Origin of the sequence: Streptomyces sp. NPDC014870 (assembly GCF_043081505.1) — a bacterium.
Taxonomy (GTDB): Bacteria; Actinomycetota; Actinomycetes; order Streptomycetales; family Streptomycetaceae; genus Streptomyces.
Window position 1 is genome coordinate 312,800 of record NZ_JBIBWQ010000005.1, and the last position, 25,063, is coordinate 337,862.

Below are 25,063 nucleotides of genomic sequence, written 5' to 3' on the forward strand. Positions count from 1 at the left end.
GGGAAACGTCCGTGCGGGTCATGTTGGGAGTACGGCCGTACGGGCAGAACAGGTGGGAGGACCCCGTGCGGGGAGCCGTGGCCGGGACGCCGCGGGGCCGCGCCGCGCGGAGCCCGACGAGCCGCGGGAGGCCGACAGGTGTCGAGCGCAGCCGAGCAGAAGGCGGAGGCGGTAGGGGACGGCGGGGGGCTCTCCGCCGCCCCGGAACGGGCCCGGCCGCCCACCGGGTGGCCGGGCCCGGTGTGGCCGGGCGCGCCGACGCCGTTGGGGGCGCGCGTCCGCAACGGGCCCGACGGCGTCACGGGCACGAACTTCGCGCTGTGGGCCGGCGGGGCGGAGGCCGTCGAGCTCTGTCTCTTCGACACGGACGGGGCCGAGCGGCGGCTGCCGCTGACCGAGCTGACCCACGAGATCTGGCACGGCTTCGTGCCCGGGGTCGGTGCCGGGCAGCGGTACGGGTTCCGGGTGCACGGCCGCTGGGACCCGTGGACGGGCGCCCGCTGGAACCCGGCCAAGCTGCTCCTCGACCCGTACGCGCGGGCGGTCGACGGAGACTTCGCGCTGCCCTCGGAGGTGTACGGGCACGTCCGGGACTGGCCGCAGCAGCATGTGGCCGACACCGTGCGCGACGACCGGGACTCCGCCCCGTACGTGCCGAAGGGGGTCGTCGTCCTGGACGACGACGACTGGGCGGACGACCGCAGGCCGAAGACGCCGTGGCCGGACTCGGTCATCTACGAGCTGCACGTGAAGGGGTTCACCCGGCTGCACCCGGGCATCCCCGAGGAGCTGCGCGGCACCTACGCGGGGCTCGCGCACCCGGCTGCCGTGGACCACCTCGTACGGCTCGGGGTGACGGCGGTGGAGCTGTTGCCGGTGCACCAGTTCGCGCACGAGGACCATCTGCTGCGGCGGGGGCTGCGCAACTACTGGGGCTACAACTCCATCGGGTACTTCGCCCCGCACGCCGGCTACTCGTCCTCGGGGACCACCGGGCAGCAGGTCGGCGAGTTCAAGCGGATGGTGCGGGCGCTGCACGCGGCCGGGATCGAGGTCATCCTCGACGTCGTCTACAACCACACCGCCGAGGCGGGCGAGCTGGGGCCGACGCTGTCCCTGAAGGGCATCGACAACCGGGGCTACTACCGGCTCCAGTCGGACGCCCGCCGGTACGCCGACTACACCGGCTGCGGCAACACCCTGCACGTCGTCCAGCCGCAGGTGCTGCGGCTGATCACCGACTCGCTGCGGTACTGGGTGACGGAGATGGGCGTCGACGGCTTCCGGTTCGACCTGGCGGCGGCCCTGGCCCGCTCGATGCACGACGTCGACATGCTCTCCCCGTTCCTCGCGGTCATCGCCCAGGACCCTGTCCTTCGGCGGGTGAAGCTGATCGCCGAGCCCTGGGACGTCGGCAACGGCGGCTACCAGGTGGGCGCGTTCCCGCCGCTGTGGACGGAGTGGAACGACCGCTACCGCGACGCCGTACGGGACTTCTGGCGCGGCGCGCTGCCCGACGTGCGCGACCTCGGCTACCGGCTCTCGGGCTCCAGCGACCTGTACGCCTGGGGCGGACGGCGGCCGTACGCCTCGGTCAACTTCGTCACCGCCCACGACGGCTTCACGCTGCGGGACCTCGTCACCTACGAGCGCAAGCACAACGAGGCCAACGGGGAGGGCAACCGGGACGGCACGAACGACAACCGGGCATGGAACTGCGGGGCCGAGGGCGAGACCGACGACCCCGACGTGCAGTCGCTGCGGCTGCGTCAGCTGCGGAACATGCTGACCACGCTGCTCCTGTCGACCGGGGTGCCGATGCTGGTCGCGGGCGACGAGATGGGGCGCACGCAGGGCGGCAACAACAACGCCTACTGCCAGGACAACGAGACCAGCTGGCTGGACTGGTCGCTGCCCGAGGACCCGGGGCGGCGCGAGCTGCTCGCCCTGACCCGGCGGCTGCTCGCACTGCGGCACCGGCATCCGGTGCTGCGCCGCCGCGCGTTCTTCTCCGGCCGCCCGCAGGGCGCGGACGGGCTGCGGGACCTGGCGTGGTTCACGGCGGACGGCACCGAGATGACGGAGTCCGACTGGTACGCGCCCGCGGCCACGCTGGGCCTCTACCTCTCGGGCCGGGACATCCCCGGGCGGGACGAGCGGGGCCGGCAGGTCACCGACGACAGCTTCCTGGCGATCCTGCACGCGGGCCCGCGCCCGGCGGAGTACCGGCTGCCGGGACCGCCGTGGGCGGAGTCGTACGAACTGGTCCTGGACACCGCCCTGGAGGACCAGACGCGCGCCCCGGAGACCGTGTACGCGGGCGGGGCGACGGTGACGGTGGGGGCCCGGTCGGTGTGGCTGCTGCGGGTCGGGGGGTGAGGCGGGGCCGCCCGGTCAGGCGCGGCCCAGGATGCCGCGTTCGTACGCCAGCGCGACCGCCGCGGCCCGGTCCTTGGCACCGAGCTTGGCGTAGATGTGCGTCAGATGGGTCTTCACGGTCGCCTCGCTGATGAAGAGCTCGGCGGCGATGGCGCGGTTGGAGGTGCCCTTGGCGACGAGTTCGAGGACCTCGCGTTCGCGGGCGGAGAGCGGCTCGTCGGCGGGGGCCGCGGGGGTGCGGACGCGGGAGACGAGGCGGCCGGCGACGGCGGGCGAGAGGACCGTGCGCCCCTCGGCGGCGGCCCGGACCGCCGCGAACAGCTCCTCGCGCGGGGCGTCCTTGAGGAGGTAGCCGGTGGCGCCCGCCTCGATCGCGGGCAGGGTGTCCGTGTCGGTGTCGTACGTGGTGAGGACGAGGACCCGGGAGCGGGCGCCGCGCCGGGTCAGCTCGGCGATGGCGTCGACGCCGTTGCCGCCGGGCATCCGCAGATCCATGAGGACGACGTCCGGGTCGAGGCTCAGGGCGAGTTCGACGCCCTGGACGCCGTCGGCGGCCTCGCCGAGGACGCGGAACCCCGGGTCGGCGGTGAACATGCCGCGCAGGCCGTCCCGTACGACGGGATGGTCGTCGACGATCAGCAGGGTCGTGGGGGTGCGGTCAGCCATGGTGCACCAACGGTACGCGCGCGGAGACCGCCGTGCCCTCGCCGGGGGAGGTCTCCAGGGTGACGCGGCCGGCGAGGCGTTCGGCCCGGGCGCGCATGCCGTCGAGACCGAAGCCGCCGCCGGTGGTGCGGGCGGGGACGGCGCGCGGGTCGAAGCCGCGCCCGTCGTCCCGTACGTCGAGGGTGATCTCGTCGCCCATGTACGAGAGGGTGACGCCGGCCCGGGTGGCGCCGGAGTGCCGTTCGGCGTTGGCGAGCGCCTCCTGGGCGATCCGCAGGAGGGTGGCTGCGACCTCCTCGTGGGTGGGTTCCTCGGTGCCGGTGACGGTGAACCGGGCGGTGATGCCGGTCCGTTCGGACCAGGCGGCGACCGACTTCCTGAGCGCCTCGGGGAGCGGGTCGTGCTCCAGGGCGGCCGGGCTCAGGTTCTGCACGGAGCGGCGGGCCTCGCCGAGGCTGTGCCGGGCGAGGTCGGCGGCGCGCTGGACGTGGACCCGGGCGAGGTCGGCGTCGGGGGTGGCGGTGACGACCTGGAGCTGGGCGATGATGCCGGTCAGGCCCTGGGCGATGGTGTCGTGGATCTCGGCGGCGAGCCTGCGCCGCTCGTCGGCGACCCCGGCCTCGCGGGCCTGGAGCAGGAGCTGGGCCTGCAGGGCGGCGTTCTCGGCGAGGGCCTGTTCCAGGCGGGCGTTGGCGCGGCCGAGTTCGGTGATGGTGGCCGCGCGCTCGGCGGCCTTCACGGCCTCCCGCGTCCCGAGGTGGGAGAAGCCGATGGCGAGGCAGGCGTTGAGCGCGAACAGGCCGCCGAAGGCGACCCAGACGACGGGCGTGCGGGGCGGGAGGCCGCCGGACTGGGATCCGGCCATGATGACGGCGGTGACGAGGAGCCCGGCGCGGACAAGCCGGCGGGGCAGCAGCTGGGGGCCGTCGAAGTAGCCGATGGTCGCGTGGACGGCGAAGAAGGGGTTGAGCCAGGTGAGCGCGAAGGCCAGGGCGGTCCGGACGGTGAAGTAGACGGTGGACGCCGGGCCCGGGGCGCCCAGGAGGAGCGGGCCCCCGCCCTGCTCGGGCGCGGGCTCCGGGGGTGCGGGGGCGCGGCGGCGGTGGACGTCCCAGCCGACCTGGACGACGAGCGTGACGGCGACCAGGGCCGCGGCCGCGGTGGCCTCCGTACCGCTCATGGCGATCGCGTCGGCCGTCGTCGCGGCGAGGACCGCCGCGAGGGCGAGCAGGCCGTACGGCCCCCAGCGGAAGAACTGACGCCAGCGCTCCTCGACCGTCGTCGTGCCCATCGCGGCCCCTCCCCCGTCTCCCCGTATCGGTCCGCGGCCGTCACTCCCAGCGGAAGCAGCGTGCCGCCGTGCCGGTCAGGACGACCGTCCACAGGGCCATCACCCCCAGCGCGGCCCAGGCGGTACCGGCGCCGGCCGCCGCGGTGTCGAGGGCTTGGGAGGCGGCGCCGGAGGGCGTGAACCGCACGATGTCGCGCAGAGTATCCGGCATGGCCTGGACGGGGAGCCAGACTCCCGCGGTGAACATCGTCGGGAAGAAGACGGCCGTGCCGACGGCGGTGGCGATCTTCTGCGTACGGGACACGGCGCAGACGGCGGCACCGAGCGCGAGTCCGCCGGCGACGGCGAGCAGCAGCGCGAGGGTGTACCCGGCGAGTTGCCGGGGCAGCCGGACGTCGAAGGCGAGGCGGCCGAGGGCCATGACGAGCGTGCCGGAGACGAGGGCGGCGGCTCCGTGCAGGACGATCTGGGCGGTCAGGAGGGAGGCCGGGCGGACCGGGGTCGTGGACATCCGGCGCAGGATGCCGCGTTCGCGGTAGCCGGCCAGGACGGGCGGCATGGCCTGGACCCCGGCCATGATCACGGCGAAGAGGACGGCGACGGGGACGTACAGGTCGACCAGGCGCCGGCCGCCGAGGTCGGCGGAGACCTCGCGGAAGGACGGGATGGAGCCGAGGATCGCGAGGAGGACGGCCGGCGAGACCATCATCCAGAACAGGGAGCCCGGTTCCCGGGCGAAGAGCCGGAGTTCGGTGCGCAGGACGGCGGCGGTGGCGGAACGGTTCGCCCGGGGCGTGGCGGTGGTGGTGGCGGTGCTCACGGCTGGTCGGCTCCTGTCAGGTCGAGGAAGGCGTCGTCGAGGGTGGCGTCGGCGACCCGGAGTTGGCGGGCGGTGACGCCCCGGCGGGCGAGGAGGGCGACGAAGGCGTCGACGGTCGCGTCCGTGCCCTCGACGACGGTCCGGCCGTCCCGGGTCTCCACCGCGGCCGCCTGCGGCAGGGCGCGCAGCTCGGCCGGGTCCAGCGGGGTCCCGGCGGCGAAGGAGATGACCTTCGCGGCGGTGGAACGGCCGATCAGGCCGTCGGGGGTGTCCAGGGCGGCGATCCGACCCTTGTCGACGACGGCGATCCGGTCGCAGAGACGCTGGGCCTCCTCCATGAAGTGCGTGACGAGCAGGACGGTCACCCCGGATGCCCTGACGTCCTCGATGAGCGACCAGGTGTCGCGCCGGGCGCGCGGGTCGAGCCCGGTGGTGAGCTCGTCGAGGACGACCGCGCGCGGGTCGCCGATCAGGGCGAGCGCGATGAACAGCCGCTGCTTCTGCCCGCCGGACAACTTCCCGAACCGGTTCCCCAGCTGCCCTTCGAGCCCCAGGCGCTCGACGAGCCCGCGCCAGTCGGCGGGCCGTTCGTAGAAGGAGGCGTACAGCTCGAGGGCCTCGCGGACGGTGATCTTCGGCTGGAGCTCGCTCTCCTGGAGCTGGACGCCGAGGATCCGGGTGACCTCGGCATGGCGCGCGACGGGGTCGAGCCCGCCGACCCGTACGGTCCCTGCGTCCGGGGTCCGCAGCCCCTCGACGCACTCCACGGTGGTGGTCTTGCCGGCGCCGTTGGGGCCGAGGATCCCGAAGATCTCGCCCTCCTCGACCGTGAAGGAGACCCCGTCGACGACGACCCTGTCGCCGTAGGCCTTGCGCAGGCCCTGTACTTCGATCATTGGCATCGACATGGCTCAAGGCTCGCGCCGCCGGGCGCGGCGCGGCATCCGCCATCGCGCTCGACCTCCGGTCAACCGATCGGTTGATGCCCGGTACGACCTGCGGGTCTCCGGTGCGACCGCCGGGTGGCCGGAAAACCACATGAGCGGTGTCAGTGGTGAACCGTAGGCTCGCTCGTGATGCCCGGAAAAGATGCAGTCACCAAGAAGTCCGCCGTGCGGAACCTGCTGCGCCTGTGGCCGTACGTGCGCCCGGTCCAGGGGCGGTTGGGCTCGGCCGCCGTGGTCGCGATCGTCGCCTCGTGTCTCTCGCTCGTCATTCCGCTCGTCCTGAAGTGGATGGTGGACGGGCCCGTCGCGGCCGGGGATCCGGGCGGGGTGTGGCTCGGGGCGCTGTATCTGCTGCTCCTCGGGATCGCGGAGGCGGTGCTCTTCGGCTTCCGGCGGTGGCTCGTGGCCCGGCCGCTGGCCGGGGTCGAGGCACGGATGCGGGCGGATCTGTACGCGCGGCTGCAGCGGCTGCCGATCGCCTTCCACGACCGCTGGGCGTCGGGCCAGCTGCTCTCGCGCGGCACGACGGATCTGATGCTGGTCCGGCTCTTCCTCGCCTTTCCGCTGACGTTCCTGATCGTCAACGGCGTGACGATCCTGGCCGGTTTCGTGCTGCTGCTCGCGCAGGACTGGACGCTCGGGCTGCTGCTCCTGACCCCGGTGATCCCGCTGATGGTGCTCTGCTCGCTCTTCGAGGCGCGGTACGCGGTCGTCGCGCGCCGGGCCCAGGACCAGGTCGGCGATCTGACGACCGTGGTCGAGGAGAGCGTCCTCGGTATCCGGATCGTCAAGGGCTTCGGGCGCCACCGCAGCCAGGCCCTCGCGTTCCGGGCGCTCGCGGAGCGGCTGCGGGGTACGGAGCTGGTCAAGGCCCGGCTGCTGGCCGGGATCTGGGCGCTCATCACGATCATCCCCGAGCTGGCGATCGGCGCCGCGCTCGTGCTCGGCACCGTGCGGGTGGCCGACGGGCAGCTGTCGGCCGGCACGCTCGTCGCCTTCCTGTCGACGGCGCTGGCGCTGCGCTGGCCGGTGGAGTCGATCGGCTTCCTGCTCGCGATGAGCCAGGAGGCGGCCACGGCGACGGAACGGTACTTCGAGGTGATGGACGCGCCGGAGGAGACGTCGAGCGAGGCGTCGGGAGAGGCGTCGGGGGCGGGCAGCCCGCCCGGCGTCGCGGTGTCCGGCGCGCGGGACGGGGTGCGGTTCGAGAGCGTCACCTTCCGCTTCCCGGACGCGCCCCCGGGCGCTCCGCCCGTGCTCGACCGCGTCGACCTCCACATCCGGCCCGGTGAGACCCTCGCCCTGGTCGGCGGGACCGGTTCCGGCAAGACGACCCTGACCGCCCTCGTACCGCGGCTGCACGAGGCGACCGGCGGGCGGATCCTGCTGGACGGCGAGGACATCGCGCTCATGGAGCGGGAACGGCTGCGCGGGCTCGTCGCGACGGCCTTCGAGGAGCCGACGCTCTTCTCGGCGACCGTCGGCGAGAACGTCCTGATGGGCGCCGCGGACGCGGCCGGCGAGCCCGAGCTGTGGCGCGCGCTCGCCGTGGCCCAGGCGGAGGGCTTCGTCGCCGCCCTGCCCGAGGGCGCGGACACCCAGGTCGGCGAGCAGGGGCTGAGCCTCTCCGGCGGCCAGCGCCAGCGCCTCGCGCTGGCCCGCGCGGTCGTCGGCCGGCCCCGCTTCCTGGTCCTCGACGACCCGCTCTCCGCGCTCGACGTCCACACGGAGGCGCTGGTGGAGGCCGCCCTGCGCGAGGTGCTGCGCGACACCACGGCCCTGGTCGTGGCCCACCGTCCTTCGACGGTCCTGCTCGCGGACCGGGTGGCGCTCCTGTCGGAGGGCCGGATCGCGGCGGTGGGCACCCATCACGAACTGCTGCGGAGCAACGCCGAGTACGCCTGGCTGATGTCCGGCGAAGGGGCTGAGGGACGATGACGGATCCGAAGAAGTCCGGGAACACCGGCGGTGCCGCGACGACCGGCGGCGGCGCCGGGACCGGCGGCGGTGCTGCGACCGGCGACCCCTTCGACCAGGACGACCTGCCGACCGCTCCCGGCGCCACCGGAGCCCTGCTGCGCTCGCTGCTCTCCGCGCACCGGGCGCGGGTGGCCGTCGCCGCGCTTCTGCTGCTGCTCCAGCAGGGGGCCCTGCAGGCGGGGCCGTTGCTCGTCGCGTACGCCATCGACCGGGGCGTGCCGGCCCTCGGGGACGGGGACTACGGCCCCGTCGTGGCCGTCGCTCTCGGGTACCTGCTCTGCGCGCTGGCGGGCGGGTTCTTCCAGTACGCGTTCCTGCGCCGGGCCGCCCGCGTCAACCAGGACGTGCTGCTCGATCTGCGCGGGCGGATCTTCCGCCACGCGCAGGTGCTGAGCGTCGACTTCCACGAGCGGTACACCTCGGGCCGGCTCATCTCCCGGTCCACCACCGACGTGGAGTCCCTGCGCGAGCTGCTCTCGGAGGGGCTGCAGGAGCTGATCGCGGTCGTCCTGGCGTTCGTCTACATCTCGGCGATGCTGCTCTGGCTGGACCTGGGGATCGGCGCGGTCGCGGTCGCCTCCTTCGTCCCGCTGTATCTGCTGGTGCGGCTCTACCAGCGGCGCTCCGCGGTCGTCTTCGCCGACCGGTCCACCGCCATCGCGGGCGTGATCGTGAAGTTCGCGGAGACGATGAACGGCATCCGGCCGGTGCGGGCGTTCCGCCGGGAGCGGGCCAACGAGACCGAGTTCGCCGGGCTCAACCACCGGCACGAGCGGTCCAACGGCGACGCGCTCCTGGAGATGGCGCGCTATGTCGTCGGCTCCCGGCTCGTCGCGAACACGGCCGTGGCGGGGATGTGTCTGTGGGGCGCGTACCGGGTCGCGGGCGGGACGCTGGAGCTGGGGGTGCTCGCGGCGGCGGTGCTCTACATGCGGCGGCTGTACGACCCGATCGACCGGCTCGGGATGTTCCTCAACTCCTACCAGTCGGCGGCCGCCTCGCTCGGCAAGATCGCGGGCCTGCTCGCGCAGGAGCCCGGTGTCCCGGAGGCCGCTGCGCCGAAGGAGCTGCCGGCGAGCCGCGGCGGTCGCCCCGGCCGCGAGGTCGTCTTCGACCGCGTGCGCTTCGCCTACCGGACCGGCGGCGAGGTACTCCCGCGCTTCGACCTGACGATCCCCGCTGGGCAGACGGTCGCGGTGGTGGGTGCCACGGGCGCGGGCAAGTCGACGCTCGCCAAGCTGCTCGCCCGGTTCTACGACCCGACGGAGGGGCGGGTGCTGCTCGACGGCGTGGACCTGCGCGAGCTGGCCACGCCCGAACTGCGGCGGGGTGTGGTGATGGTGACGCAGGAGGCGTTCCTGTTCTCCGGGACGGTCGCCGAGAACATCGCGATCGGGCGGCCGGACGCGAGCCGGGAGGAGATCGAGCGGGCGGCGAAGGCGATCGGCGCGCACGACTTCATCGCGGGCCTTCCGGACGGCTACGACACGGACGTACGCAAGCGCGGCGGCCGGATCTCGGCGGGGCAGCGGCAGTTGGTGGCCTTCGCGCGCGCCCTGCTCGCGGACCCGGCGGTGCTGATCCTGGACGAGGCGACCAGTTCGCTGGACGTGCCGGGGGAACGGGCGGTGCAGCGCGCCATGGACACGGTGCTCGCGGGCCGTACGGCCGTGGTGATCGCCCACCGCCTCTCGACCGTCGAGATCGCGGACCGGGTCCTGGTGATGGAGGCGGGGCGGATCGTGGAGGACGGCGCGCCCGGTGAACTGAGCGGTGGCGAGGGGCGGTTCGCGGGGCTGCACCGGGCCTGGCGGGACAGTCTCGTGGGGTGAGACGCTCGCTTCGCAGGGTGGCTTCGGCACGGACGGCGGGGGGGCCGGCATGGCGGGGACGAGCTGGGCGACACACGAGTGCCGGTGCGGTCATCCGCGCTTCCGGCACGGCGAGCCGGCGTTCTCGGGCGCCTGCGGGACGTGCGACGGCTGCCGTCGCTTCTCGACGGCGCCCGCGGCGCACGAGGAGACGTGCGCCTGCGGCTGGTGTTCGTACCGGGGGCTGTCCGAGCGCGAGGTGCGCAGACCCCACCCGAGCTGCCCGAACCAGGACCCCGACTGCATCGGCATCCACCACCTGGACGGCTGAGGACCGGCGCCGCCGGGGACCGACCGGCCCGGCGGCAGTAGGGCCGTAACAAGCCATGCCGTGGCGCGAATCCGAGGGTGGCCCGATGCCGTCGCGGAGCGGTCGGCGGACGGGCGCAGAAGCGGTCCAGCGCCGTGGCCGCCCCGCGCGCTCCGGCCTCGGCGAACGGCGGACGGCGTCACGACCATGATCGATGAAACGTCCGGTTAACGAACGCGGGGTTTCGGGCTCCGGACGATTTCCGGCCAAGTTGTTGACGCGCTCCTGACAGATCACGGTCACGGCTGCCACTCTCTCCCCGTCTCGTATGAGAGTTCGTGCTCCACAGCTCTGTTTGCACTGCCCGGACGACCCACCCAGCCGCCCGGTACCCCCTCGCAAAAGGAGTCTGCGTGAGATCCACGCCCAGCCGTCGCGCCACCGCGACCGGCGCTCTGATCGCCGCCGCCGCCATGATCGCGGTCGGCGTCCAGACCGGTTCCGCCACGGCCGCCGACCCCGGCCTGCCCGTCGCCCCCAAGGCGCAGGCGGCCGGCCAGGCCAACCCCGGCAAGCTCCCGGCGGACCTCTCCCCGGCCCAGCGCACCGCGCTGATACGCGCGGCCGACGCGGACAAGGCGGCCACCGCCAAGTCCCTCGGGCTCGGCGCCCAGGAGAAGCTCGTCGTCCGTGACGTCGTCCAGGACCGCGACGGCACGACCCACACGCGCTACGAGCGCACGTACGCCGGGCTCCCGGTCCTCGGCGGCGACCTGGTCGTCCAGGAGACCAAGGCCGGCGTCACGCAGGGCGTCACCAAGGCGTCCCGCGCGGAGCTGAAGAACGTCGACACCACCGCCGACGTCGCCCCGGCCGCCGCCGAGAAGCAGGCCGTCGCCGAGGCCAAGGCGGAGGGCTCCAAGGAGAGCGCCGCCGAGCGCGCGCCGCGCAAGGTCGTCTGGATGGCGCAGGGTTCGCCCGTCCTCGCGTACGAGACCGTCGTCGGCGGCCTCCAGCACGACGGCACGCCGAACGAGCTGCACGTCGTCACCGACGCCACCACCGGCAAGAAGCTGTACGAGTGGCAGGCCGTCCACACCGGCACCGGCAACACCCAGTACAGCGGCCAGGTGACCCTCGGCACCGCGCCGTCGTACACGCTGACCGACACCGGGCGCGGCAACCACAAGACGTACAACCTCAACCGCGGCACGTCCGGCACCGGAACGCTCTTCTCCGGCGCCGACGACATCTGGGGCGACGGCACCCCGCAGAACCTGGAGACGGCGGGCGCGGACGCGCACTTCGGCGCCGGCGTCACCTGGGACTACTACAAGAACGTGCACGGCCGCTCCGGCATCCGCGGTGACGGCGTCGGCGCGTACTCCCGCGTCCACTACGGCAACGCGTACGTCAACGCCTTCTGGCAGGACTCCTGCTTCTGCATGACGTACGGCGACGGCTCGGGCAACACCAAGCCGCTCACCTCGATCGACGTGGCCGCGCACGAGATGACGCACGGCGTCACCTCGAACACGGCCGGCCTGGTCTACAGCGGTGAGTCCGGCGGTCTGAACGAGGCCACCTCGGACATCTTCGCGGCGGCCGTCGAGTTCTACGCCAACAACGCCCAGGACCAGGGCGACTACCTCGTCGGCGAGAAGATCGACATCCGCGGCAACGGCACCCCGCTGCGGTACATGGACAAGCCGAGCAAGGACGGCTCGTCCAAGGACGCCTGGTACTCGGGCATCGGCTCGATCGACGTGCACTACTCCTCGGGCCCGGCGAACCACTGGTACTACCTGCTCTCCGAGGGCAGCGGCGTCAAGACCATCAACGGCGTCACCTACGACTCCCCGACCTCGGACGGCCTGCCCGTCACCGGCATCGGCCGGGACAAGGCGTCGCTGATCTGGTTCAAGGCCCTCACCACGAAGTTCGGCTCCAACACGAACTACGCGGGTGCCCGTACGGGTACGGTCGCGGTCGCCACCGAGCTGTACGGCGCCGGCAGCCCCGAGGTCCTGGCCGTCGAGCACGCCTGGGCCGGCATCAACGTGGGCTCGCGCCCCGGCGGCGGCAACCCGGGCGGGAAGGTCTTCGAGAACACCGCCGACGTGTCCATCCCGGACAACGGTGCCGCGGTGACCTCCACGGTCAACGTCACGGGTGTCACCGGCAACGCGCCGTCGACCCTCAAGGTGGACGTGGACATCGTCCACACCTACCGCGGTGACCTGGTCGTCGACCTGGTCGCCCCGGACGGCTCGGTCTACAACCTGCACAACCGGACGGGCGGCAGCGCCGACAACATCGTCCAGACCTACACCGTGAACGCCTCCTCGGAGGTCGCCAACGGCGCCTGGAAGCTCCGCGTCCAGGACCGGGCCGCGATCGACACCGGGTACATCAACAGCTTCAAGCTGACGTTCCCGTAAGCCGGCAGGCACGTACGGCGGCCCGGACGGACTCGTTCCGTCCGGGCCGCCCCGCGTTCTGCATAGGCTGGCCGCATGATCAGGGTGTTGCTCGCGGACGACGAGGCGATGGTGCGGGCCGGGGTGAAGGCGATCCTCGCCGCCGATCCGGGGGTCGAGGTGGTCGCCGAGGCGGGCGACGGCCGGGAGGCCGTGGAGCTCGCGCGTCGGCACCTGCCGGACGTGGTCCTGCTCGACATCCGGATGCCCCGGCTCGACGGGCTCGGGGCGGCGGAGGAGCTGCGGCGGGTGGTTCCGGACGCGGCGGTCGTGATGCTCACGACCTTCTCGGAGGACGCGTACATCGCCCAGGCGCTCGGCTCGGGAGCCGCCGGCTTCCTGCTCAAGTCCGGTGACCCGAGGGAGCTGCTCGCGGGTGTGCGGGCGGTGGCGGGCGGGGCCGCGTTCCTCTCCCCCGAGGTCACCCGCCGGGTCATCACCCACCTGCCGACCGGAAGGCTCTCGCGGGCGGCGGAGGCGCGCGAGCGCCTGGACCCGCTGACGGTCCGGGAGCGCGAGGTGGTCGCGCTGGTCGGCGCGGGTCTGTCGAACGCGGAGATCGCGGCCCGGCTGTACGTCGTCGAGGGCACCGTGAAGGCCCATGTGAGCGCGGTCCTGTCCCGGCTCGGCCTGTGCAACCGGGTCCAGTTGGCGATCCTCGCCTACGAGGCGGGCCTTGTGGAGGACTGACGGGCCCCGACCGCCCCGACTTTCGTCGGGGGTCGCGGGGTGCGGCCGTCCGGCAAGCTGGGGGGATGCGCCGTGTACGACTCCGGGACCTGCTGCTCGACCTGGGCCTGTGGGGGCTGCTCGCCACCCCCGTGATGCTGCGGCTCGACCCGAACGACGGCGGCTCCTGGACGCAGGTCGTCGTGGGGGTCGTCGTGCTCGGCGCGGCCGTGGCCTGCTGCCGTGCCCTGCCGCTGGTCTCGCTCGGCCTCGCCGTCGCGCTGAGCCTGGCCACGTCGCCGGAGCTGTTCACCCCCGCGTACGCGCTCGCGCTCGTCGTCTTCGGCTACCTCGCCGGGCGGCGGCAGCAGAAGCCCCTCTGGGCCGCCCCGGCCCTGTTCGCCACGGTCGCGGCGCTCGGTTTCGCGCTCGTCCCGCTCTCGGACGGGAACGTCTCCCAGGGGTTCACGGTCGTCCTCGTCCTGGCCCTCGCGATCGTGGCGCCCTGGCTGACGGGCCGGTACGTGCGCCAGTACGCCCGCCTTGTACGGGCCGGCTGGGAGCTGGCCGCCCACATGGAGGCCGAGCAGGCGGCCGTCGCGGACCGGGAGCGGCTGCGGGAGCGCTCGCGGATCGCGGGCGACATGCACGACTCGCTCGGCCACGACCTCGCGCTGATCGCGCTGCGGGCCGCCGCTCTGGAGGTCGATCCGGCGCTCGGCGCGCGACAGCAGGCGGCGGCCGGGGAGTTGCGGCTGGCCGCGGCCGACGCGACCGCTCGGCTGCGGGACATCATCGGGGTGCTGCGCGAGCCGGGCGCGCCGACCACGCCCGTCGGGGAGACGGTCGAGGAGGTCGTGGAGCGGGCCCGCGCGTCCGGTCTCGGGGTGGAGCTGACGCGGCGCGGGCCGGACGGCACGACCCCGCCGATGGTCGACCGCGCGGTCCACCGCCTGGTGGTCGAGTCCCTCACGAACGCTGCCAAGCACGCGCCCGGCGCCCCGGTCCGGGTCGTCGTCGAGCGGACGGCGGACACGGTCACGGTCGCCGTCTCGAACGGGCCCGCCGACGGGTCGGCCGACGGGCGCGCCGACGGATCCGCCGACGGATCCGCCGACGGGTCCGCCCTCGCCGCCACCGGCGGCTCCGGGCTCGTCGGGCTCGACGAGCGGGTGCGTCTGGCCGGCGGGCGGTTGAACCACGGGGCGCGGGCGGACGGCGGGTTCGTGGTGCGGGCGGTGCTGCCCCTGGACCCCGGGGCGGCCACGCCCGCGCCGGTCCCCGCGCCCACCTCCGTACGGGAACGGGACCGGGCGCGGCGGGAGGTGCGGCGCGGGCTCGCCCGGGCGATCTGGATCCCTCTGGCGCTGGTCGCCGCGCTCGGCGTCGTGATGCTGGCCTTCGGTCTGTGGACGCAGTCCCGGTCCTTCCTGGACCGGGACGACTTCGCCGCCCTCCGCGTCGGCGCACCGCTGGCCGCCGACTCCGAGGAGCTACCGCCGCACCCGCTGGACGGGCCGCCCGCGACCGCCCCGGCCGAGCCGCCCGGCATGGACGGCTGTCTGTACTACCGGGCGACGCTGACGGCCTCGGTGCCCGTCTACCGGCTCTGTCTGGTCGACGGGCGCCTCGCCGACAAGGCGGTCGTGGGGTGAGCCCGGGTCAGTTCGGGTTCCCCGCGTGGGTCAGGGTCTCCCAGGAGACGAAGTAGTTGTCGGTGCCGGAGGGCCGGTGGGACTCGGTGTAGGCCTTGGTGTTGGTCATCCCGATCCCCATCCGGCCGTTCAGCGCGTTGTACCCCATCTCCGTCACCCGGCCGAGGCCCGGCTTGATCGTGCCGCCGCAGAGCCAGGACGGGACCGCCGTGCCGTTCTCGTACTTCGTGTGGAAGCCCAGCGCGTGCCGCAGCCGCTCGGAGACCTGGGGGTAGAGGTCCGCGCCCTGGATCCGGCTGGTCTCCGCGGTGTGGACGGCGGCGGCGAGGCCCCAGCCCGTGTGGCCGAAGTCCCGGCAGGTCTCCTGGGAGATGCCGTCGACGAAGGTGGACTGGCCCTGCCAGTACTTCACGATCTCGTCGCGGGTGTCGATGGAACTGTTCGGCGGGGGCTTCGGCGTGGAGCCGTCCGAGGCCAGGTAGATGTAGGCGGGGACCCGCCCGAGGTAGGTCGACACGGCCTTGTCGTAGGCCGCGCGGTCCTCCAGGTGGACCGCGATGCCGATCGCGGCCTCCGTCATGATGAGTTCCCAGTTGCCGTTCTTGGTGGCCGCGCCGTTGATGACCTCGGGCAGGTAGACGTTCCGCAGCATCGTCGCGAACCGGCCGGAGCCCGCCCAGCTCCCGGTGTACGTGTGTTTGATGATCTCGGCGGCCCGGGGCCAGGAGGAGCCGGCCCAGCCGGTCTGGAGCGGGGCGTTGGAGTTGGTGTGGTCGGTGATCACGGCCGACCAGGCGTCCATGATCTCGATCGCCTTCTGGGCGTGCCGGGCGTCCCGGGTGATGTACCAGGCGAGCGCCTGCGTGTACGCGGCGACCGCGTCCTGGCGCTCGTCCGTGCAGCCGTTGTTGGGGTTGGAGGACGAGCCGCACTCGACGATCGCGCGGGGCTTGGGCGCCCGGCTCAGGGAGGCGTACGAACTCGCCGTCATCTGGTCGTACGCGGCCTTCCAGGGCTGCGCGCCCGCCTGCACCTTCGCGCGTACGAAGTCGAGTTGGGGACGGGAGACGACGACGCCGGGGTGGGTGAAGGCCGCCGGGGCGGCGACCTTCGCGGGGGTCGAGGCGGACTGCGGCGGGCCGGCGAGGGCCGGCGGCGTGACCGTGACGGCGACGGCCGCCGCGAGGGCGAGGACCAGGGCTCTGAGGCGCATGTGGGGGGTGCCTTTCGTTCCTGTGTGTGAACGCCGGACGGAGGATTGAACTCCGCGTCGAACGTGGAACGTAGAGGCACCCCATGGACACGTCAAGACCCTGGTCCAGACCACGTCACCTCAGGAGCACCCCGGCCCCCTCCCCCGTGCACTCCGTCGGCAGGGTCACCAGACCCATCTCGGCCGCCGAGGCGAGCAGCGGATGGGCCGGCAGCACCCGAACCGTACAGCCGAAGCAGCCCGTACGGTCCAGGACGAGGGAGCCCTCGTAGAGCTGCCTACCCTCCAGGTCGGGTCCGCCCACCGGCTTCAGCACACAGATCCGGGTCTCCACGAGCGCGTCGTCGGGGGTCACCCGGCCGGCCACCGCCTGCACCTCGACGTCGTCCGAGCCGAGTTCGCCGAGGGCCACCCGGACCCGTACCGCCGTCGTCGCGCCCAGCTCCGCGTCGGCCAGGTCCTCGTCGAGCTCACCGATCTCGACGTGGTCGAGGGCCACCTTCGGCCAGCCGCCCCGCACCCGGGACTTCCAGCCCGCCAGCTCCCGCGCGGCCGCCGGGGCGAGCGCGCGGTGGGCCAGGGCGGCCGGGGCGTACAGCTTCTCCACGTACTCCCGCACCATGCGGTCGGCGAGCACCTTCGGGCCGAGGTCCTGCAGCGTCCTGCGGACCATCTCCGTCCAGCGGGCCGGCACGCCGTCAGGACCGCGATCGTAGAAGCGCGGTGCGACCCGGCGCTCGATCAGCTCGTAGAGCGCGGCCGCCTCCAGGTCGTCGCGGCGCTCCTCGTCCGTCGCCGCCGCCCCGTCGGCCGTGGGGATCGCCCAGCCGAAGTCCGACTCGAACCACTCGTCCCACCAGCCGTCCAGGACCGAGAGGTTGAGGCAGCCGTTCAGGGCCGCCTTCATCCCGCTCGTGCCGCAGGCCTCCAGCGGGCGCAGGGGGTTGTTGAGCCAGACGTCGCAGCCCGGGTACAGCTTGCGCGCCATGGCCATGCCGTAGTCCGGCAGGAAGACGATCCGGTGCCGCACCCGGGGGTCGTCGGCGAACCGCACCAGCTCCTGCACGAGCCGCTTCCCGCCGTGGTCGGCCGGGTGCGCCTTGCCCGCCACCACGAGCTGCACGGGCCGCTCGGGGTGGAGCAGCAGCGCCCGCAGCCGGTCGGGGTCGCGCAGCATCAGCGTGAGCCGCTTGTAGGAGGGGACCCGGCGCGCGAAGCCGATGGTGAGCACGTCCGGGTCCAGGACGGAGTCCGTCCAGCCGAGTTCGGCGGCCCCCGCGCCCCGCTGCCGCCAGGACGCCCGCACCCGTTCCCGTACCTCGGTCACGAGCTGTTCGCGCAGGGTCCTGCGCAGTGCCCACAGCTCCCGGTCGTCGGCGCCCTCGGCGCGTCGGCCGATCTCGGGCGCGGTCCACGTCGGCGCGTGGACTCCGTTGGTGATGGAGCCGATCGGCACCTCCTCCGGGTCGAAGCCCGGCCACAGGCCGCCGAACATCGCGCGGCTGACGGAGCCGTGGAGGGTGGAGACGCCGTTGGCGCGCTGGGCGAGCCTGAGGCCCATGGCGGCCATGTTGAAGAGCCCGGGTTCGCCGCCGAGCGGGGTCTCGTCGCCGAGGGCGAGGATCCGGCCGACGTCGACGCCGGGCAGCTCGCCGTCCTCGCCGAGGTGGCGGGCGACCACGCTCCGCTCGAAGCGGTCGATGCCGGCGGGGACGGGGGTGTGGGTCGTGAAGACCGTACCGGCGCGGACGGCCTCCAGGGCCGCGTCGAAGTCCAGCTCCTTCCCGTGGGGCCCGTTCCCCGCGAGTTCGCGGATGCGTTCGAGGCCGAGGAAGCCCGCGTGGCCCTCGTTGGTGTGGAAGACCTCGGGTGCCGGGGCGCCGGTGAGCCGGCACCAGGTGCGGACGGCGCGGACCCCGCCGATGCCGAGCAGCATCTCCTGGAGCAGCCGGTGCTCGCTGCCGCCGCCGTACAGCCGGTCGGTGACCTCGCGTTCGGCGGGGGCGTTGCCCTCGACGTCGGAGTCGAGCATCAGCAGCGGTACGCGGCCGACCTGCGCGGTCCAGATGTGGGCGTGCAGGCCCCGGCCGCCGGGCAGCGCGAGGGTGACCCGGGCGGGTGTGCCGTCGCTCTCGCGGAGCAGCGTGACGGGCAGTTCGCCGGGGTCGAGGACGGGATAGTGCTCCTGCTGCCAGCCCTCCCGGGAGAGCGACTGGCGGAAGTAGCCGTGCCGGTAGAGCAGGCCGACGCCGACGAGCGGGACACCGAGGTCGCTCGCGGCCTTGAGGTGGTCGCCGGCGAGGATGCCGAGACCGCCGGAGTACTGGGGCAGGGCCGCGGCGACCCCGAACTCGGGCGAGAAGTAGGCGATGCCCGCGGGCAGCCGCGCGCCCTGCTCCTGCTGTTCCTGGTACCAGCGGGGGGCGCGCAGATAGTGGTCGAGGTCCTCGGCGGCCGCGCGCAGCCGGGCCAGGAACTCCTGGTCGTCGGCGAGCGCGGCGAGCCGGGCGGCGGAGACGGAGCCGAGCAGCCGGACCGGGTCGAGGTCGTCGGCGCTGCGGATGTCGCCCGCGCGGCCCGCCTGGTCGGCGTGGTCGGGGTCGACGGAGCGGAAGAGTTCCCTGGTGGGGTCGTGCCAGGACCAGCGCAGGTTCCGCGCCAGGTCGGTGAGGGGTCGAAGGGTGTCGGGGAGGACGGGACGCACGGTGAATCGACGGATTGCCTTCACGCGTTCCACCTTCGCAGGCGAGTACGGAGCGGAGCCGACGCACCACGCTGTGCAGTCGGTCTGTGCATCCAACGAAGGTAGGTCACGCACGCGCTCCCGGGCCACGGCGCGCGGGGGTGGTGCCGTGGCCCGGGAGGGGCGTCAGCGCGGCGCGGCGGCCGGAAGGACCGGTTCCGCGGGCCGCACGTCGTAGGGCGAGCCCTGGTTGACGGTGGTCGGCTCGGCGGCCCCGGTGGCGGCGTAGCGCTCGGCGATGTCGGCCAGTTCGGCGGCGGGGATCACCTGGTGGATGTCGGTGAAACCGTGCGGGGCCCGCTGGTGCGCCAGGTTGATGACGACCTCGGGGCCGAGCCGGCGGCCCGCGCGCTGGAGTTCGGTGGTGACCGGCCTGCGGGCCGCTTCGTACGCGGCGAGGGCCTCCGCCGGGTCGCGGTGGAGCGCGAGGGAGTGGGCGAGGGCGCGCGCGTCGAGGATCGACTGCGAGGCGCCGTTGGAGCCGATCGGGTACATGGCGTGGGCCGCGTCGCCGATGAGGGTGGTCCGGCCGTGGGTCCAGCGGGCCAGCGGCTCTCGGTCGACCATCGGGTACTCGTGGGCGGCGGTGGCGGCGCGGAGCACCTCGGGGACGCTGACGCCCCCGAACTCCCAGCCCTCGTAGTGGTGCAGGAACGTGTCGACCGGCACCGGCCGGTTCCAGTCGCCGAGGTACCTGTCGTCCGTCTCGCCGACGGGCCGGGCCAGGGCCCAGTTGACGAGGACCTCGCGGAAGGGACCCGAGGGCGTGCTCATCGGATAGACGACGGCCTTCTGCCGGTCGTCGCCCGCGATGAACATGAAGGTGCCCACCGACCGGGCGGGCATCCGGGAGACGCCCCGCCAGATCAGCGTCCCGTTCCACGGCGGCGCCCCCTCGCCGGGGTTGAGCGCCGCCCGGACCGCCGAGCGGATCCCGTCGGCGCCGACGAGCACGTCCGGTTCGAGGGAGGCCCTGCCCCGGACCGCGCCGTCGCGGTGGACCAGCTGGACGCGGGGGCGGCCGTCGGCCAGCGGCTCCACGCCGGTCACCCGGACACCGCTCACCAGGGCGGCGGTGCCGAGCCGTTCCCGTACCGCCTCGGCCAGGACCTGCTGGAGGTGGGCGCGGTGCAGGGAGAGCTGCGGCCAGCGGTAGCCGGCGCCGAGACCGCGGGGCTCGCGGGAGATCAGGCCGCCGGAGCGGTGGTAGTAGCGCAGCTCCCGGGTGCGCAGCGCCCCGGCTTCGAGGCGGGGCAGCAGGCCCAGCGCGTCCAGTTCGCGCACGGCGGCCGGCATCAGGTTGAGGCCGGCGCCGACGGGACGGCTCGCGCGGACGGACTCGACGACGGTGACCCGGTCGAACCCGGCGGCGTGCAGGGCGAGGGCGGCGGTGAGCCCGGCGATGCCGCCGCCCGCGACGACGACATGGAGCAGGCCGGCGTCGGGGTACGGGGGTGCGACGGCGGTCATCGGACGCCTCCCCGCTGCGCGGCGGCGTGGGCTCCGTGGCCGGGCGTCCCCAGCGCGCCCTGCGCCGCGCGGCGCACCAGCGTGTCGTTGTCCCGGGTCAGGTCGAGGATCGTGCGCAGCAGGGCGACGGGTGCGCCGCCGCTGCCCTCCTCGTACAGCCGCACGTCCTCGGCGTAGGCCTTGCGGGCGATGCCGATGTGGCGGGCGCGGAAGGTCTTGAGGATCTTCAGGACCCGGCCGAGCGCGAGCGCGGAGGCGGCCAGCTGCGGGGGCAGCCGGTGGCCGCTCTCCCAGCTGACGGCCGCCGAGAGCTTGCTGACGGCGGACACCCCGCCGGCGTGCCGGGCGTGGAAGGCCCGCCAGGACGGCAGGCCGTACGGGACGGACTCGGCGAGGAACGCGTCGTACGCCGGGTCGGAGCGGTCGCACTGCCAGAGCGTCAGATCGATCAGCCAGAGCGGGACCTGGGCGGCGGCGGGTCCGAGGTAGGAGCGCCCGCCGATCTCGACCTCCTCGAAGTACGGCCGCAGGGTCAGCGCGAAGTACTCGGGGCTGACCTGGGCGACGGTGACGTCGATGGCGTCGACGATCGACTGGACGTGGTGCGCGATCCGGTCGAGCGCGACCGCGAAGCCGGGGTCGTACGGTTCGAGGCCGGCGAGCCGCCCGCAGCTGTCGAGGGCGGCGACCAGACCGGGGAAGGCCGTCCGGACGGCGTCCTGCAGCCGGGCCTCCATCGGATCGCCGGTGTACGTCCGGCGGCGCGGGCCGAGCGGGTTCCACGTCGTGTAGTGGTGGACGGTGTCGCGCGGCACCATGTCGGTGCGCCGGGCGAGGAGTTCGAGGATCGGGAGGACCTCGGGCACGGCGGCCGCGGGCTGGATGCCGTGACGTTTCAGCGAGCCGAGCAGAAGGCCGAGGTCGCGCATGGCCGCGAGCGCGTCGATCACGCTCCACTCGGCGGCCGCCTCCCGGTCCGGGACCAGCGCCCGCAGGGCGACGGTCAGCGCGGCCGTGTCACCGCGCTCGTTCATCCCCGGCACCGCCGCCAGCAGTGCGTCGGCGCCGAGCGGGTCGGCGGCGCGTATGTCGGCTATGCGGTACCGCGGATCGCCGCGTTCCTCCAGCCGGGGCGCGACGAGGTCGTACAGGGCCATGGGAATGCCCCCTCTGTCAGGGCGCGTTCGCCTCCGGGCACCGCGCGCGGACGTCGCCGGCCGCTCGCGCGCGGGCCCTCGTTCCTCGAGACCTGCGCACGCGCTTCCGTCACGACTCCCGCGGCGCCCTTCGGATCACGCGCCGGGTCTACGGGTGGTCACCGTGCTCACCGTGGTTCGGTCACGCGTCCCTGGCGTGGCGGCGCCGGGCTGGGCGTGGGCAGGCGCAAGCGTAGAGAGGCCACCGCGGCGACGGCGGCGAAGGCCCCGCCGACGAGCAGAGCGGCCCGGAAGCCGTCGGTCTGGGCCGCCGCCGTGGCCGATTCCGTACGGGTGGTGGCGACGGCCACCAGGACGGCGAGGCCGAGCACCGAACCGAACTGCTGGGCCGTGTTGACGAGTCCGGAGGCGAGCCCGGTCTCCTCGGGGGCGGCGTCGGCGGTGGCGGCCACGTTGGTGGTGACCATGACCAGCGGCAGCGCGGCGCCGAGGAGCAGGCTCGGCGCGAGGACGGTGGTGAGGAACGTGCCGTCGGAGCGGAGCGCGAGGGCGAGCCAGACCGTACCGGCGCACAGCAGCACGAAGCCGAGGGTCATGGTCCGGGTCAGCCCGAAGCGGAAGATCAGCCGCCCGGCCTGCGGGGCGACGGCGACGACGACCGCGGACAGCGGCAGCAGACCGAGGCCGCCGCCGAGCGGCGCGTACCCGATGACGCTCTGCAGATAGAGGCTGACCAGGAAGAACATCGGGAACAGCGTCATCTGGGCCAGCGCGCTGAGGATGTTGGCGAGCCGGAGCGCGGGACGGGCGAGGACCGCGGGCGGGACGAGCGGCCTGCGGGCCCGGGTCTCGACGACGGCGAAGACGGCGAGCAGGAGCAGTCCCGCGCCGCCGGCGGCGACCGTGTGCGCGGACACCCAGCCCTGATCGGCGGCGCCGACGAGGGCGTACGCGACGAGGGCGAGTCCTGCGGTGACGGCGAGGGCGCCCGCGAGGTCGAAGCGGTCGCCGTCCTCGGGCGGCGCGGTGCGCCCGTCCAGGAGGCGCACGACGAGGACGCCGAGGAGCAGCGCGGCGAGGACGTTGAGCCAGAAGGTGGAGCGCCAGCCGAGGAGGTCGGTGAGGACGCCGCCGAGCACGGTGCCGAGGACACCGCCCAGGCCGCCCATCGCGGCGAAGGCGGCGAGCGCCTTGTGCCGCGCGGGCCCGTCGGGGAAGAGGACGAGCAGCAGGGCGAAGGCGGCGGCCGCGGCGAACGCGGCGCCGACCCCCTGCGCGGCCCGGGCGGCGACCAGGACACCGGCGTGCGGGGCGAGCGCGCCGAGCGCCGAGGCGGCGGCGAGCAGCCCGAGCCCGGCGAGGAACACCCTGCGGTGTCCGAGCAGGTCGGCGGCGCGGCCGCCGAGGAGCAGCAGCCCGCCGAAGGCGATGAGGTACGCGTTGGCCACCCAGGACAGCCCGGCGGAGCCGGCGCCGAGGTCCTCCCCCATCGAGGGCAGCGCGACGTTGACGATCGCGGTGTCGAGGATCAGCAGCAGCTGGGTGGCGGCGAGCAACGGGAGCGCGCCGCGCGGGACCGGGGCGACCGTCGGGACCGGGGCGGACTTCCGGAGCCGGTCGGACTTCGCGACCGCGTCGGACTTCTGGCGGCGGCCGGCCTCCGCGACCGCGTCGGGCTTCGGGCGGCGGCCGGCCTTCACGCGGCGGCCTCCACGCGGCTCGGGGCCGCGTTCCGCCTGCCCCCCGGCAGGCGGAACGCGCCGGGAGCCGGCGGGCGTCGCCGATGCCAGCCGGGGTCAAGGGCGCGAGCCCGGCGCGGTCCGGCCCCGGGCTCGCACCACCCTCGTGGGCGAGGATGTCGCCGACCCGCGCAGGCCCCGGGCGCCGTCACTTCGTCGTGCCCAGGTCGTAGCCGTCCAGGCAGGTGCGGGCGAGGCTCTCGCAGGCGTCGGCGGCCCCGGCCCAGGTCTGCATCGTCAGATAGACGTGCGGGGCGCCCTGGTAGAAGCGCTCGTACTGCTCGTGCCGGCCCGCGAACTCCGAACCGAGTGCGTCCCAGGCCAGCTTGAGGAGCTTGAGCCGGTCCTCCGCGGGGTCGCCGGGGGTGCGGACGTACCGCTGGATCAGCGGCCCGAGCTCGGGATGGAGCAGATCGCGCGAACTCGCCGGGGTCTGCACGATCGCACCCCCCGCGAGCAGCTTGATGTCGGCGACGACCCGCGGATAGATCTCCCCGGCCATGATGCGCTGGGCGAAGGAGAGTTCCTGCCCCGGCCGCACTCCGCCGCGCCCGCCGGTGACGGGTTCCCAGGAGGCCTCGGCGCCGAGGACGAACGCCTTGGCCTGGGCGACCGCGCCGAGCAGCCGCCCGATGGCCTGGACGACCTGCGGGACCTGGTCCGTCCCGTTGGAGCGGGCGAGCAGGATGGCGAGTCCGGCGAGGAACTCCAGCTTGGTCCAGAAGCGGGTGGACGACTGGTGGGTGAAGTGCAGATAGGCGGGCGTCTCCCACCAGATGGCGCCGGTGGCGGCCACGTCCCGATAGGTCAGCACGCGTTCCCAGGGCACGAACACGTCCTCGCACACCAGCAGTGCGTCGTTCTCGTCGTACCGCGAGGAGAGCGGCGCGTCGAACACCGACCGGGCGTTGCCTTCGTACGAGGTACGGGAGATGAGCTTGAGGCCGGGGGTGTCGACGGCCACGGAGAAGGTCACGGCCCGGTCGACGGCCTCGGCCGGAAGCGGCTCGATGGTCCCCACCAGAATCTCGTCGGCGAAGACGGCCCCGGTACCGATGGTCTTGGCCCCGCGCACGACGATCCCGCCGTCGCGCTCCTCGACGACGCGCACGCCCTCGCAGGCGGGATCGGTGATGGTGAAGGCGCCGTACAACCCGCCCTCGGCGAGCCGCCGATGGAAGGCGAGCGCGTGCTCGCCCCCGGCGAAGTCCCCGCGGTCGAACACCTCGGGCGCCGCGGCGAACCCGGCGGCGCCGGAGGCCATGTAGTCGGGCGTGCGCCCCAGGAACCCGTAACTGGCCTCCGCCCACACCTTGTACGCGCGCCGCCGGGCGACGAGGTCCTCGTAGGACCGCGGCACGGCGTAGGCGCGGTGCACGCCTCCGGAGAGGAGCGTCTCGCGGTGCGCCGCGTCGTGGGCGAGGTCGAAGAGCCCGGCGAAGGAGGCCGCGGTGGCCCGGAAGGCGGGGTGCGCGGTGACGTCCTTGACCCTCTCACCGTCGAGCCAGACCTCCCGCCCGTCGCGCAGCGCCTCCAGATACTCCTGCCCGGACCTCGTCACGGTGGTATCGCCTCTCCTCGTACGTCACGGCTGACTGCCGGTCCCGAGCCTTCACGGCCCGACACGCACGAGGCAATGAACGACCGTCCACCGGTCCTTAAGAACCGGCCAGTCCGCGTACGCTCACGCGGCTTTTGTGCCCATCGCGCACCCCCACCCGCCGCCGTCGGCA

General features: G+C 73.9%; 17 protein-coding genes. 7 read left to right on the top strand and 10 right to left on the bottom strand.

Going from position 1 to position 25,063, the window contains the following annotated elements:
* The first annotated feature begins 138 nt into the window (after positions 1–138).
* Entirely contained in the window at positions 139–2,379 is a 2,241-nt protein-coding gene (gene glgX, locus ACF09C_RS17025) for a glycogen debranching protein GlgX (RefSeq protein WP_392092230.1), read from the top strand.
* A gap of 15 nt (positions 2,380–2,394) precedes the next feature.
* Here glgX and ACF09C_RS17030 read toward each other — a convergent pair whose 3' ends face one another.
* The 4 genes from ACF09C_RS17030 to ACF09C_RS17045 are packed head-to-tail and all read right to left on the bottom strand — an operon-like array spanning position 2,395 to position 6,058.
* A complete protein-coding gene (locus ACF09C_RS17030; RefSeq protein WP_362410660.1) occupies positions 2,395–3,045 on the bottom strand; it encodes a response regulator transcription factor in 651 nt (216 codons plus the stop codon).
* Entirely contained in the window at positions 3,038–4,336 is a 1,299-nt protein-coding gene (locus ACF09C_RS17035) for a sensor histidine kinase (RefSeq protein ID WP_392092231.1), read from the bottom strand. The genes ACF09C_RS17030 and ACF09C_RS17035 overlap by 8 nt, the downstream gene beginning before the upstream one ends.
* Positions 4,337–4,376: 40 nt before the next feature.
* On the bottom strand, positions 4,377–5,156 hold the full coding sequence (locus ACF09C_RS17040; RefSeq protein ID WP_392092232.1) for an ABC transporter permease: 780 nt from the start codon (positions 5,154–5,156) through the stop codon (positions 4,377–4,379).
* Positions 5,153–6,058, bottom strand: coding sequence for an ABC transporter ATP-binding protein (locus tag ACF09C_RS17045; protein ID WP_392092406.1), 906 nt, complete (start codon positions 6,056–6,058; stop codon positions 5,153–5,155). Before ACF09C_RS17045 ends, ACF09C_RS17040 begins: the two co-directional genes overlap by 4 nt.
* A gap of 174 nt (positions 6,059–6,232) precedes the next feature.
* Between ACF09C_RS17045 and ACF09C_RS17050 the strand changes: the two genes are divergently transcribed.
* From ACF09C_RS17050 to ACF09C_RS17075, 6 genes are all read left to right on the top strand, one after another.
* The gene (locus ACF09C_RS17050) at positions 6,233–8,041 is read left to right on the top strand and encodes an ABC transporter ATP-binding protein (protein ID WP_392092233.1); all 1,809 of its coding nucleotides are present in this window, start codon (positions 6,233–6,235) and stop codon (positions 8,039–8,041) included.
* Positions 8,038–9,915 (top strand): ABC transporter ATP-binding protein, encoded by a 1,878-nt coding sequence (locus tag ACF09C_RS17055; protein WP_392092234.1) that lies wholly within the window; start codon positions 8,038–8,040, stop codon positions 9,913–9,915. Before ACF09C_RS17050 ends, ACF09C_RS17055 begins: the two co-directional genes overlap by 4 nt.
* Positions 9,916–9,964: 49 nt before the next feature.
* Entirely contained in the window at positions 9,965–10,225 is a 261-nt protein-coding gene (locus ACF09C_RS17060) for a hypothetical protein (RefSeq protein WP_392092235.1), read from the top strand.
* Between the two features lie 392 nt (positions 10,226–10,617).
* On the top strand, positions 10,618–12,645 hold the full coding sequence (locus ACF09C_RS17065; RefSeq protein ID WP_392092236.1) for a M4 family metallopeptidase: 2,028 nt from the start codon (positions 10,618–10,620) through the stop codon (positions 12,643–12,645).
* A gap of 75 nt (positions 12,646–12,720) precedes the next feature.
* On the top strand, positions 12,721–13,374 hold the full coding sequence (locus tag ACF09C_RS17070) for a response regulator (RefSeq protein WP_392092237.1): 654 nt from the start codon (positions 12,721–12,723) through the stop codon (positions 13,372–13,374).
* 65 nt (positions 13,375–13,439) lie between these two features.
* Positions 13,440–15,008, top strand: a complete 1,569-nt coding sequence (locus tag ACF09C_RS17075; protein WP_392092238.1) for a sensor histidine kinase — start codon at positions 13,440–13,442, stop codon at positions 15,006–15,008.
* A gap of 7 nt (positions 15,009–15,015) precedes the next feature.
* Here ACF09C_RS17075 and ACF09C_RS17080 read toward each other — a convergent pair whose 3' ends face one another.
* From ACF09C_RS17080 to ACF09C_RS17105, 6 genes are all read right to left on the bottom strand, one after another.
* On the bottom strand, positions 15,016–16,221 hold the full coding sequence (locus ACF09C_RS17080; protein WP_392092239.1) for an alginate lyase family protein: 1,206 nt from the start codon (positions 16,219–16,221) through the stop codon (positions 15,016–15,018).
* A gap of 115 nt (positions 16,222–16,336) precedes the next feature.
* Positions 16,337–18,949 carry an alpha-glucan family phosphorylase gene (gene glgP / locus ACF09C_RS17085; protein ID WP_392092240.1) on the bottom strand — a complete coding sequence of 871 codons (2,613 nt, stop codon included), beginning with the start codon at positions 18,947–18,949 and terminating at the stop codon, positions 16,337–16,339.
* A 141-nt stretch (positions 18,950–19,090) separates the two neighbouring features.
* The gene (locus ACF09C_RS17090; RefSeq protein WP_392092241.1) at positions 19,091–20,434 is read right to left on the bottom strand and encodes an FAD-dependent monooxygenase; all 1,344 of its coding nucleotides are present in this window, start codon (positions 20,432–20,434) and stop codon (positions 19,091–19,093) included.
* Complete coding sequence (locus tag ACF09C_RS17095) at positions 20,431–21,591, bottom strand: monodechloroaminopyrrolnitrin synthase PrnB family protein (protein ID WP_392092242.1); 1,161 nt, start codon at positions 21,589–21,591, stop codon at positions 20,431–20,433. The genes ACF09C_RS17090 and ACF09C_RS17095 overlap by 4 nt, the downstream gene beginning before the upstream one ends.
* A gap of 167 nt (positions 21,592–21,758) precedes the next feature.
* Entirely contained in the window at positions 21,759–23,291 is a 1,533-nt protein-coding gene (locus tag ACF09C_RS17100; RefSeq protein ID WP_392092243.1) for an MFS transporter, read from the bottom strand.
* 187 nt (positions 23,292–23,478) lie between these two features.
* Positions 23,479–24,891 (bottom strand): 4-hydroxyphenylacetate 3-hydroxylase family protein, encoded by a 1,413-nt coding sequence (locus tag ACF09C_RS17105; protein WP_392092244.1) that lies wholly within the window; start codon positions 24,889–24,891, stop codon positions 23,479–23,481.
* Positions 24,892–25,063: the final 172 nt, after the last annotated feature.

What these genes read in the sequence shown, in the direction of transcription:
- ACF09C_RS17055 (WP_392092234.1), top strand. Translation starts at nt 8,038, where the DNA reads ATGACGGATCCGAAGAAGTCCGGGAACACCGGCGGTGCCGCGACGACC.
- ACF09C_RS17075 (WP_392092238.1), top strand. Translation starts at nt 13,440, where the DNA reads ATGCGCCGTGTACGACTCCGGGACCTGCTGCTCGACCTGGGCCTGTGG.
- ACF09C_RS17095 (WP_392092242.1), bottom strand. Translation starts at nt 21,591, where the DNA reads ATGGCCCTGTACGACCTCGTCGCGCCCCGGCTGGAGGAACGCGGCGAT.
- ACF09C_RS17080 (WP_392092239.1), bottom strand. Translation starts at nt 16,221, where the DNA reads ATGCGCCTCAGAGCCCTGGTCCTCGCCCTCGCGGCGGCCGTCGCCGTC.
- ACF09C_RS17070 (WP_392092237.1), top strand. Translation starts at nt 12,721, where the DNA reads ATGATCAGGGTGTTGCTCGCGGACGACGAGGCGATGGTGCGGGCCGGG.
- ACF09C_RS17035 (WP_392092231.1), bottom strand. Translation starts at nt 4,336, where the DNA reads ATGGGCACGACGACGGTCGAGGAGCGCTGGCGTCAGTTCTTCCGCTGG.
- ACF09C_RS17030 (WP_362410660.1), bottom strand. Translation starts at nt 3,045, where the DNA reads ATGGCTGACCGCACCCCCACGACCCTGCTGATCGTCGACGACCATCCC.
- ACF09C_RS17090 (WP_392092241.1), bottom strand. Translation starts at nt 20,434, where the DNA reads ATGACCGCCGTCGCACCCCCGTACCCCGACGCCGGCCTGCTCCATGTC.
- ACF09C_RS17060 (WP_392092235.1), top strand. Translation starts at nt 9,965, where the DNA reads ATGGCGGGGACGAGCTGGGCGACACACGAGTGCCGGTGCGGTCATCCG.
- ACF09C_RS17045 (WP_392092406.1), bottom strand. Translation starts at nt 6,058, where the DNA reads ATGCCAATGATCGAAGTACAGGGCCTGCGCAAGGCCTACGGCGACAGG.
- ACF09C_RS17050 (WP_392092233.1), top strand. Translation starts at nt 6,233, where the DNA reads ATGCCCGGAAAAGATGCAGTCACCAAGAAGTCCGCCGTGCGGAACCTG.